Origin of the sequence: Streptomyces sp. NPDC021749 (assembly GCF_040640655.1) — a bacterium.
Taxonomy (GTDB): domain Bacteria; phylum Actinomycetota; class Actinomycetes; order Streptomycetales; family Streptomycetaceae; genus Streptomyces.
Genome location: NZ_JBFACE010000022.1, coordinates 120,342 through 131,468, shown reverse-complemented (window position 1 = coordinate 131,468; position 11,127 = coordinate 120,342). Strand labels below are relative to the sequence as shown.

At 73.3% G+C, this 11,127-nt stretch carries 7 protein-coding genes; 4 read left to right on the top strand and 3 right to left on the bottom strand.

Features of this window, described 5'->3' with window-relative positions:
- Positions 1-89 precede the first annotated feature (89 nt).
- Positions 90-1,232 (bottom strand): AAA family ATPase, encoded by a 1,143-nt coding sequence (locus AB0G35_RS22285; protein ID WP_360952027.1) that lies wholly within the window; start codon positions 1,230-1,232, stop codon positions 90-92.
- Positions 1,233-1,402: 170 nt separating this feature from the next.
- Here AB0G35_RS22285 and AB0G35_RS22280 point away from each other — a divergent pair, with 170 nt between their 5' ends.
- Positions 1,403-2,782: an SWIM zinc finger family protein gene (locus tag AB0G35_RS22280; RefSeq protein ID WP_360952024.1), complete on the top strand. Its 1,380-nt coding sequence runs from the start codon at positions 1,403-1,405 to the stop codon at positions 2,780-2,782.
- 72 nt (positions 2,783-2,854) lie between these two features.
- Complete coding sequence (locus AB0G35_RS22275; RefSeq protein ID WP_360952021.1) at positions 2,855-4,648, top strand: DUF5691 domain-containing protein; 1,794 nt, start codon at positions 2,855-2,857, stop codon at positions 4,646-4,648.
- Positions 4,649-4,671: 23 nt separating this feature from the next.
- Here the strand turns inward: AB0G35_RS22275 and AB0G35_RS22270 are convergent, their stop codons facing one another.
- Positions 4,672-5,130, bottom strand: a complete 459-nt coding sequence (locus tag AB0G35_RS22270; protein ID WP_360952018.1) for a cobalamin B12-binding domain-containing protein — start codon at positions 5,128-5,130, stop codon at positions 4,672-4,674.
- 369 nt (positions 5,131-5,499) lie between these two features.
- Between AB0G35_RS22270 and AB0G35_RS22265 the strand changes: the two genes are divergently transcribed.
- Both AB0G35_RS22265 and AB0G35_RS22260 read left to right on the top strand, forming a co-directional pair.
- Entirely contained in the window at positions 5,500-6,300 is an 801-nt protein-coding gene (locus AB0G35_RS22265) for an alpha/beta fold hydrolase (RefSeq protein ID WP_360952015.1), read from the top strand.
- Positions 6,301-6,491: 191 nt separating this feature from the next.
- Positions 6,492-8,246, top strand: a complete 1,755-nt coding sequence (locus tag AB0G35_RS22260; protein WP_360952012.1) for a peptidoglycan DD-metalloendopeptidase family protein — start codon at positions 6,492-6,494, stop codon at positions 8,244-8,246.
- 54 nt (positions 8,247-8,300) lie between these two features.
- Here AB0G35_RS22260 and pcrA read toward each other — a convergent pair whose 3' ends face one another.
- Positions 8,301-10,784 (bottom strand): DNA helicase PcrA, encoded by a 2,484-nt coding sequence (pcrA, locus tag AB0G35_RS22255; RefSeq protein WP_360952009.1) that lies wholly within the window; start codon positions 10,782-10,784, stop codon positions 8,301-8,303.
- Positions 10,785-11,127 lie beyond the last annotated feature (343 nt).

Here is an 11,127-nt window from a genome sequence, read left to right as displayed (position 1 = left end):
TGCTACGACCCCGCCATCCACCAAGCCAACGACAAGATCAACATGGCCGCCGACACGCCCTTGGCGGCATAGGGGTTGACTCAGGAAACTCATGCGCTCACCTCACGGCAGGCGCGGTAGAAGTCCTTCCAGCCGTCGCGCTCGCGCACGACCGTTTCGAGGTACTCCTGCCAGACGACCCGGTCGGCGGCCGGATCGCGGACCACCGCGCCCAGAATGCCCGCGGCCACGTCGCCGGCGCGCAGCACACCGTCACCGAAGTGGGTGGCGAGCGCCAGGCCGTTGGTCACCACCGAGATGGCCTCGGCCGTGGAGAGCGTGCCGGACGGGGACTTGAGCTTCGTCCGGCCGTCGGTGGTGAGGCCGTCGCGCAGCTCGCGGAAGACCGTGACGACCCGGCGGATCTCCTCCAGGCCCTCCGGCGCGGGCGGCAGCTCCAGCGAACGCCCTATCTGGCCGACCCGGCGGGAGACGATGTCCACCTCGTCGTCGGGCGTCGCGGGCAGGGGCAGGACGACGGTGTTGAAGCGGCGGCGCAGCGCGCTGGAGAGTTCGTTGACCCCGCGGTCGCGGTCGTTGGCCGTGGCGATGAGGTTGAAGCCGCGGACGGCCTGCACCTCCTGGCCCAGTTCGGGGATGGGCAGGGTCTTCTCCGACAGGACCGTGATGAGCGTGTCCTGCACGTCGGCGGGGATGCGGGTGAGCTCCTCGACCCGTGCCGTCATGCCCTGGGCCATCGCGCGCATCACCGGGCTGGGCACCAGCGCCTCCCGGCTGGGGCCGTGGGCGAGCAGCCGGGCGTAGTCCCAGCCGTAGCGGATCGCCTCTTCCGGGGTGCCGGCGGTGCCCTGCACGAGCAGGGTGGAGTCGCCGCTGACCGCGGCCGCCAGATGCTCCGACACCCAGGTCTTGGCGGTGCCGGGCACGCCGAGCAGGAGCAGCGCGCGGTCGGTCGCGAGGGTCGTCACGGCGACCTCGATGATCCGGCGCGGACCGACGTATTTCGGTGTGATGACCGTGCCGTCGGCGAGCGTGCCGCCGAGCAGGTACGTGGCGACCGCCCACGGCGAGAGCCGCCAGCGGGCCGGGCGCGGCCGGTCGTCGGCCGCGGCGAGGGCCTTGAGTTCGTCGGCGAAGCTGTCCTCGGCGTGCGGGCGCAGCGCCTGACCGCCCCCGGCCCGCTCCGCCGTCGTCTGCGTGTCGTCCGTCGTGTCGTTGATGAGCTCGGACATGGGTCCCCCTCGTCGCAAGAATCCGCGGCCGGCGCCCGGGAAAACCCTCACGGCCGCTTGCTGGATCCAGCCTGCACCACACCACTGACAACGCCCCGAAAATCCTCCCTGACCTGCGAGTTCACCGTGCGGAAGGGGCATTGTCAGTGGGCCGTCGTAGCGTCGGAGACATGAATCCGCAGGGGGAACGCTGGACGACGGATCAGGTGCTGGCACTGGCGCCTGACGAGGCATCACGCAAGGCGGGCGGCAAGCTCGCGGCGCCCGGCCCGTGGTCGGAGACCGGCGCGGACGGCAGCGCGGTGTGGGGGCTGTGCAAGGGCAGCGGGAAGAAGCCGTACCAGGCGGTGGTGGACGTCAAGGGGCCGGCGTTCAGGTGCAGTTGCCCGAGCCGCAAGTTCCCGTGCAAGCACGCACTGGGACTGCTGCTGCTCTGGGCCGGGGGTGAGGGCGCGGTGGCGGCCGGTGAGCCGCCGCAGTGGGCCGGCGAGTGGCTGGCCGCGCGCCGGGAGCGCGCGGAGCGGCCGGCGGCCGGGCCGTCCGGCGCCGCCGGCTCGCGCGCGTCCGCCGGTCCGGAGGCGGCCCGCCGCCGGGCGGAGCGCCGGATGCAGCGGATCGCCGCGGGCGCCACGGAACTGGAGCAGCGGCTGGCGGATCTGCTGCAGTCCGGCCTGGCCACGGCCGGTCGGGACGGTGGCGGCACAGGGGGCGACGGGGGACGCTCGTGGGACGAGACGGCCGCGCGGATGGTCGACGCCCAGGCGCCCGGTCTCGCCTCCCGGGTGAGGGAGTTGGGCTCGGTGGTGGCGTCCGGTGCCGACTGGCCGGCCCGGCTGCTGGAGGAGTGCGCGCTGCTGCACCTCCTCGACCAGGGCTTCCTCGGCATCGACCGGCTGCCGGCCCCGCTGGCGGCCACGGTCCGCGCCCGGGTCGGGCTGACCACGGACGCGGCGGACCTGCTGACCGGTCCGGACGCGGCGCCGGTCCGGGACCGCTGGCTGGTGCTGGCCCAGCAGGACGGCGACGACGGCCGGCTGACCACCCGCAGGATCTTCCTGCGCGGCGAGCGGACCGGGCGGATGGCGCTGCACCTGTCGTTCGCCGGGGCCAACCGTCCCCTGGAGCTGGCACTTCCGCCCGGTCTGGTCATCGATGCGGACCTCGCCTACTACCCGGGCGCCCGTCCGCTGCGCGCCACCCTGGGCGAGCGGTACGCCCCGGCCGCCCCGGGCCCGGTGCCGCCGGGCTGCGGCATCGACGCCGCCCTGGCCGCGTACGGCGATGCGCTGCGCGACGACCCCTGGCTGGACTCCTGGCCGGTGGTGCTCGCCGACGTCACCCCGATACCGGACCGCGACGGCCGGGGCTGGCAACTGGCCGATGCGGACGGGGAGTCGGCGCTGCCGCTGGACCCGCGCTGCCCGGGCGGTACGGGCGTCTGGCAGCTGGCCGCCATATCGGGTGGCGCGCCGATCACGGTGTTCGGCGAGTGCGGCCACCGCGGCTTCCTTCCGCTGACCGTCTGGGACCCGTCCCCGGTGTCCCTGTGACCCGGATTGCCGGCCGCGCCGGAGCGCGCGCTCCCGAGGAACCCATCCACCACCGATGCCTGGAGGACGGGCATGACGACCACCACCAGCCCTGAGACCCACCCGACTCCCCCGACTCCCCCGACGAACCCGACTCTCCCGGCGACCGCCACCGCCCCGGCCCCCTGGCCCGATCTGGTGAGCGCCGCGCTGCTGGGCACCGAGCGGCGGCTGCCGCCGGTGGCCGTACGCCCCGGGCAGAGCGCCGCGGCGGCCCTGCTGGACGCGGCCGCGGTGAGCACGGTGCGGCGGCGCGCCGCGCTGCGCCCCGCCCCGGCCGGTGAGCGGCCGGCCCCGGCCCCGGACGATCCGCGGCCGCCGCTGCCGGCCGCGGCGCGCCGCAGGCTCGCCCTGCTGCTCGCCGACCGCGGCGGTGCGGGAGGCGGCAGCCGCCGCGGCGCGGCCCCCGATCTGACCGAGCTGCTGCCGCAGTGGCTGGCCGCCGCCGGGGAGTACGGCTACCGCGCCCCGGAGGCCCTGCTGCCCGCGCTGCTCGACGCCGCCCGGGCCCGTACGGACCTGCGGCCGGCCGCGCTGGCGCTGGCGGGGCCGCGGGCGCTGTGGCTGGCGCGGCTCAACGACGCCTGGAGGTTCGCGCTCCGCGGGACCGGCGGCGCGGCCGTCCTGCCCGAGGGGGAGGCGCCCGAGGAGATCGCGCGGCGCTGGGAGGAGGGGCTGTTCGCCGAGCGGGTGGCCCTGCTGACGGCGGTGCGCCGCCGCGACCCGGAGGCGGGCCGGGAACTGCTGCTGACGACCTGGTCCACGGAGCGCGCCGAGGACCGGCTGATGTTCCTCGACTCGCTGCGCGAGGGGCTGACGGCGGGCGACGAACCCTTCCTGGAGCAGGCGCTGTCCGACCGCAGCCGTACGGTCCGGGCCACCGCCGCCGAGCTGCTCTCCGCGCTGCCCGGCTCGGCCCTCGCGCACCGGATGGCGCGGCGGGCGCACGCCTGCGTGGGCCTGGATCCCGCGGCGGGCGCGGAGGTGGTGATCCGGGTGGAACCTCCCCGGGAGTGCGATGCCGGGATGCAGCGGGACGGGGTGGTGGCCAAGCCGCCCTCGGGGCGGGGCGAACGGTCCTGGTGGCTGGGCCAGTTGGTGGAGGCGACGCCGCTCGGCGGATGGGAGGCGCGGTTCGGCGGGCGCGGTCCGGAGGAAATCGTGGCGCTCCCGGTGGCCGACACCTGGCGGACGGAGCTGCACGACGCCTGGTGCCGGGCCGCCGTGCGCCAGCGGGACGCGGCCTGGGCGCGGGCCCTGCTGGGTGCGCCTGGCGCCCCGTCCCGGGCTGGAGAGGTCGCACCGGCCGGATCGTCACGGGACCTGACGAAGCTGCTGACCGTGCTGCCGGACGGGGAACGGGCCGGCTGGGTGGCGGAGTTCATCGCCGCGCACGGCCTGTCGGACGCGTTCCGGATGCTCGGGGTGTGTGCGGTCCCGTGGGCCGAGCCGCTGGGCCGGTCCGTCGTCGACGCCCTGGACATCGCCCGGGACGCCGGCAGCTATCCGTGGAGCTTCAGCGGGGTGATGGGCCTGGCCGAGCGGTGTCTGGACCCGGCGGCGGCGGACCGGCTCGCCATGCTCACCGCGGTCACGGACGAGCCCGAGGGCGCCTCGCCCGGCTCCGGCGGCTACTGGTCCGAGGCGTTCCAGCGACTGGTCGGCACGCTCCGGCTGCGCGCCACGATGCGCGCCGAACTCACCCCGCCGACGGACGCGGTGCCGCCGGGCGGCAGCGGCCCGAGCTCCGATGCCGGTGCCGCTGCCGCTGCCGGTACTGCTGCCGAGGCCGCTACCGCTGCCCCCGGCGACGGGTCAGCGCCGTGATCACCGTCGTCGGGGCCGGGGCCTCAGACCGCCAGCGAGCGCACGTTCGCGTGGACCCACTCCACGATCGAGGCGGTGGTCGCGCCGGGCGTGAAGATCTCGGCGACGCCCTGGGCCTTCAGCGGGGGAATGTCGGCCTCGGGGATGATGCCGCCGCCGAAGACCTTGATGTCCGCCGCGTCACGCTCCTCCAGCAGGGCGATGACCTTCGCGAAGAGGGTGTTGTGCGCACCGGAGAGGATGGACAGCCCGATCGCGTCGGCGTCCTCCTGGATCGCGGTGTCGACGATCTGCTCCGGGGTCTGGTGCAGCCCGGTGTAGATAACCTCCATACCGGCGTCGCGCAGCGCCCGGGCGATGACCTTGGCGCCCCGGTCGTGCCCGTCCAGCCCCGGCTTGGCCACCACGACACGGATCGGCCCCGACCGGCCCGCCGCGCCAGGGGGCCCCGCCTGCGCTCCGTCCTGCCGAGCCACACTCATCACTGCCTCCAAGCCCTGCACGGCACGGTGGTGCCGCCAAGCCGACAATCGGGCGCGCGGCCGCGATCCGGCGGCCACGACGTGAACGAACGTTATCGCCAGCATCCAGTATCCAGCCGTTTCGTGACATCCGGCGAGGGGGAAATCACACCTGGGACACGTTCGCTACGCGCCGCGTTCCGTGCGCCGTACCGCCAGGGCCGGGCGGAGTGCGCGCGGGCCGGGCGCCCGGAGAGCCGCAGCCGGGCCGCCGCACCATGGATCGTCACGCGCATCGGGTCGAGCACGCCCGTGCGCCGCCGTACATGGCTTCCCACGAGGGCATCGGGGGTCAGCGCCGCCTGCCGCATGCCGTTCGGGAGGTCGGTCATGCAGACCCTGCCCTGTCTTCGCACCACCCTCGTGGACCTGGCGGTCCTCGCCGGGCATCTGCTTCTCTATCCCACCGGCATCTCCCGGGAACGCCCGGTGCCCCGCCCGTCCCGCCCGCCGGAGGACGCCCCTCCGCTCCTTCCGACCGAGGGCCGGGCGCATCCGCCCGTCCTCCTGCTGCACGGCTTCATCGACAACCGTTCCGTCTTCGTGCTGCTGCGCCGGTCGCTGCACCGCCACGGCTGGCGCCATGTCGAGGCGCTCAACTACTCCCCGCTGACCTGCGACGTCCGGAAGGCGGCCGAGCTGCTGGGCCGGCATGTGGCGGACGTCTGCGCCCGGACCGGCCACCACCGGGTGGACGTCGTGGGGCACAGCCTGGGCGGCCTGATCGCCCGTTACTACGTCCAGCGGCTCGGCGGCGACGCCCGGGTCCGCAGGGTCGTCACTCTCGGCACCCCGCACTCCGGCACCCGCATCGCCCCCTTGATGTCGGCGCACCCGATCGTCCGCCAGATGCGCCCCGATTCCGAGGTGATAGCGGAGTTGTCGCTGCCGGCGCCGAATTGCCGGACGCAATTGACCGCTTTCTGGAGCGAGGCGGATCAGGTGATGATTCCAGCCACCGCGGCCAGAATCGATCACCCGGATTTGCTCGCCCACAATGTCCATGTCGCCGGTGTCGGACATCTCGCCCTTCCGGTGAACGGCACCGTCGCGGCCGGCATACGGGAGGCACTCGCCGCGGCGGACCCGGCGGCCGAGGAGGGGGCCGGCGGAGCCATATCCGTGGCCTGAGGCCGCTCCGCACCGTGACCGGCGATCGAACAGACGTCGAACGGGGCGCCAAGAACTCGCATGGGCTCTGCCGAAAGGCGGCCAAATGCCCGGTCTCGGCGAGCCTAAAACCGGTGGAAGATTGTGGCCGTCGTGTACCGCCGGGTACAGTCGCCGCTAATTCTCCTGCTGCCGAGGCGAAAGAGAAGTTGGTGAACGACCGTCACCCATCGGAGCCCACGCTTCCGACCGGCTCTGCTTCCGACGCCTCGTATGCGCACTACCCGGCCTACGAGCCCTACGGGCAGCAGCATTCCCCCGCCGAGGGCGCCGAATACGGCGACGGCGACCCCCTCTTCGGCTCGCTCCCCGGCACGTACGACACCGGTGCGCACGCCACGGGCGGTTACGACACCGGCGGCTACCCAGGCACGACGTACGACACCGGCGCCTACGACCTGAACACGTACGGCACGGGCAGCTACGGCGCCGGCGACTACGGCACCGGGACGTACCCGACGGCCGGCGACGGCTACGCCACCGGCACGTACGACACCGGCGGCTATCCCACGGCGCAGTGGGACACCGGCGCCTACGATCCGTACGCACACACCGCGTACGAGGCCCCGGCACAGGACCCGGGCGGATACGACGCCCACGGCGCCACGGTCTACGGCGTCGGCGGGTACGACACCGGGAGCCACCCCACCACCGGCTACGAGACCGGCAGTTACGCCGCGGGCGCGTACGAGGCGTATGGGACGGCCGGTGCCTACGAGACGGCGGGCACCCAGGAGGCCACCGGGACCTACGGGACGACGGGCGGCTATGACGCCCTCGGGCAGCAGGCCACCGCGGTCGAGGAGACCGCGGCCTTCGATAGCGCGGCCTTCGAGATGGCAGCCTTCGAGACCGTGACCTTCGACGCCGTCGGCGTCGACACGGTGGGCACCGACCAGCTCGACACCGCGAGCTACGAGGCCACCGCGATCTGGTCCACCACCGACCAGCCGCTGATGGCCGGCATCCCCGCCCAGCCCGGCCCGCCTCCGGCCGACTCCGCCGCCTGGGAAGACCGCGACGACACCGGCGCCACCGACGAGGCCCCGGGCGGAGACGCCGCCGCTGTGGCCGAGGCCCCGACCCAGGCAATGCCGGTGACCTCCCCGGCCCCCGCCCCGTCGTCCCGCCGGGTCGCCGGGCCCGCCGCCGGGAAGCCGGTCCGCGGCCGCGGCCGGCGCCGCCCGGCGAAGCGTTCGGCGCTGCTGACCGTCGCCGTGCCGTCGGTCGCCGCCATGGGCGTCTGCGGGGTCGCCGCCGCGTCCGTCGCCGGCCTCGGCGCCCACGACAAGGACGACACCACCACCCAGGCCGCCGCACCCGACCCGGGCGGCGTCCAGCGGGCCGCGGCCAACAAGAAGCTCGACACCCAGCTCGCCGGACTCAGCGCCGGCGCCGACGACTTCCGCGACCGGGCCAGCCGCACCCAGGAACGGATCGACCTCAAGGAACGCCAGGCGCTGGAGCGCAAGCGCAAGGCGGAGGAGGCCGCCCGCAAGGAGGCGCTGCGGCCGAAGTTCGTACTGCCGGTGACCCAGCACGGGCTCAGCGCGCTCTTCGGCCAGGCCGGCGTGAACTGGATGTCCGTGCACACCGGTATCGACTTCCCGGTCAGCTACGGCACCCCGGTCATGGCCGCCACCGACGGCACCGTACGGACGCAGTGGAACTCCGCCTACGGCAACATGGCGATCGTGACCGCGCCGGACGGCACGGAGACCTGGTACTGCCATCTGAGCAGCACCAAGATCCGGTCGGGGTCGGTGAAGGCCGGCGACCAGATCGCTTATTCGGGCAACTCCGGCAACTCCACTGGTCCGCACCTGCACTTCGAGGTGCGTCCCGGGGGCGGCGCGGCCGTCGACCCGCTCCCGTGGCTGCGCAGCCACGGCCTCAACCCGAACTGATCCCGCCGTACCGTTCCCGCAGCGCCGGCCACCGGCCGGCGCCCGGAACGTCCCTCAGAGCTTCTCCACCGGCGCGTACCGCAGCAGCAGCCGCTTGGGCTTCTCGCCGCCGAAGTCGATCGTCGCCTCGGCGTTGTCCCCGCTGCCCTTGACGGCGACGACCGTGCCCAGCCCGAAGCTGTCGTGGGTGACGCGGTCGCCGACGGCCAGCGAGACCACCTGGCGGTCACTGGTCCGGCGGGTGGCGAAGCCGCTCGGCCCCTTGGCGCGGGACGAGGACAGCGCGGAGCCGATGCCCCCGCCGAAACCGCCACCGCCACCGCTGCCGCCCCGGGACGACAGCCCGCCCATCGACGCGGACGGCGTCGCCGGCCCGGTCCGCTTCCACTCGACGTAGTCGTCCGGGATCTCCTCCAGGAACCGCGACGGCGGGTTGTACGAGGGCTGCCCCCAGGCGCTGCGCATCGTCGAGCGGGTGACGTAGAGCCGCTCGCGGGCGCGGGTGATGCCGACGTACGCCAGCCGGCGCTCCTCCTCCAGCTCCTTGGTCTGGCCCAGCGCGCGCATGTGCGGGAAGACGCCGTCCTCCATGCCGGTCAGGAAGACGACGGGGAATTCCAGGCCCTTGGCGGTGTGCAGCGTCATGAGGGTGACCACGCCGCTGCCCTCCTCGTCCTCGTCGGGGATCTGGTCGGAGTCGGCGACCAGCGCGACCTGTTCGAGGAAGTCGGAGAGCGTGCCCGGATTCTCCTCCCCGCGGTCCTGCTCGAATTCCAGGGCCACGGCGGCGAGTTCCTGGAGGTTCTCGATCCGGGTCTCGTCCTGGGGGTCGGTGGACGCCTGGAGTTCGGCGAGGTAGCCCGTGCGCTCCAGGACGGCCTCCAGGATCGTGGCGGGCCCGGCACCGGACTCCACGATCGTCCGCAGCTCCTCCATCAGGACGTTGAAGCGCTTGACGGCGTTGGCGGAGCGGGCCGCCATGCCGTAGGCCTCGTCGACCCGGCGCAGGGCCTGCGGGAAGGTGATCTTCTCGCGGAGCGACAGCGCGTCGATCATCGCCTCGGCGCGCTCGCCGATACCGCGCTTGGGGACGTTCAGGATCCGGCGCAGCGGGACGCTGTCCTCGGGGTTGGCGAGCACCCGCAGGTACGCGAGGACGTCGCGGACCTCCTTGCGCTCGTAGAAGCGGACTCCGCCGACGACCTTGTAGGGCAGCCCGACCCGGATGAGGATCTCTTCGAAGACGCGGGACTGGGCGTTGGTGCGGTAGAAGACGGCGACGTCGCCGGCCTTGGCGTCGCCGGCGTCGGTGAGCCGGTCGATCTCGTCGGCGACGAACTGCGCCTCGTCGTGCTCGGTGTCGGCGACATAGCCGGTGATCTTGGCGCCGGCGCCGGCGTCGGTCCAGAGGTTCTTGGGACGGCGGTTCTCGTTGCGCTCGATGACGGCGTTGGCGGCGGACAGGATCGTCTGCGAGGAGCGGTAGTTCTGCTCCAGCAGGATCGTGGTCGCGTCCGGGTAGTCCTCCTCGAACTGGAGGATGTTGCGGATCGTGGCGCCGCGGAAGGCGTAGATCGACTGGTCGGCGTCACCGACGACGCACAGCTCGGCGGCGGGGATGTCGGCGGTGCCGGTGCCGACCAGCTCGCGGACAAGGGTGTACTGGGCGTGGTTGGTGTCCTGGTACTCGTCGACGAGGACGTGGCGGAAGCGGCGGCGGTAGTGCTCGGCGACGTCCGGGAAGGCCTGGAGGAGGTTGACCGTGGTCATGATGATGTCGTCGAAGTCCAGGGCGTTGGCCTCGCGCAGCCGTGCCTGGTACATCGCGTACGCCTCGGCCAGGGTCTTCTCGAAACCGTCCGCGGCCGTCCCGGCGAAGGTCTCCTCGTCGATGAGCTCGTTCTTGAGGTTGGAGATCTTCGCGCTGAAGGACTTGGGCGGGAAGCGCTTGGGGTCGAGGTCCAGATCGCGGCAGACCAGGGACATCAGGCGCTTGGAGTCGGCGGCGTCGTAGATCGAGAAGGAGGACGTGAAGCCCAGCTTCTTGGACTCGCGGCGCAGGATCCGCACGCAGGCGCTGTGGAAGGTGGAGACCCACATGGCGTGGGCGCGCGGACCGACCAGCTGCTCGACGCGCTCCTTCATCTCGCCGGCGGCCTTGTTGGTGAAGGTGATCGCGAGGACCTGGCCGGGGTGGACGTGCCGCTCGGCGAGGAGATGGGCGATGCGGTGGGTGAGCACCCGGGTCTTGCCGGAGCCGGCGCCGGCGACGATCAGCAGCGGGCTGCCGGTGTGCACCACGGCGGCCTTCTGCTGGTCGTTGAGCCCCTGGAGCAGCGCTGCGGGGTCGACCGCCGGGCGGGCGGCGCCGTCGCGGTAGTACGCGTCCCTGGGCTCGGGCGCGTCGAACCGCCCGCCGAACAGGTCGGCGGGGATCTCCTCGGGGACCGGCTCATGCTCGTCCTCGGGAGGCGGCGGGGGCTCCTCGTCCTTGTGGCCGAGGTCCGCCAGGAAGCTGTCGTCAAAGAGGCTGCTCATCGCCCACCGAGTCTAGGCCGCCCCACCGACAGCGCGCCGGGGACTGTGGACAAGTGGCCGGGACGGCCGGAGAACGCGCGGTGCGGACCGGAAGGATCACGAGCCGGGCGGCCGGCCGGCCGTCGCCACGCGCACCGGAAGGATCACGAGCCGGGCGGCCGGCCGGCCGTCGCCACGCGCACCGCAGAAAGCGGAACGGCCGCATCCCCGAAGCGGAACGGCATCACTCAGGTCACAAAAAGGTTTCGGGCATATCGAACATCAGCCTTCACAGGAGCCACACGAGTTGGCTAACGTCCTCGCTCAGGCAGCCCGCCTCCCCGTGGACGACAGCGTCCGCACG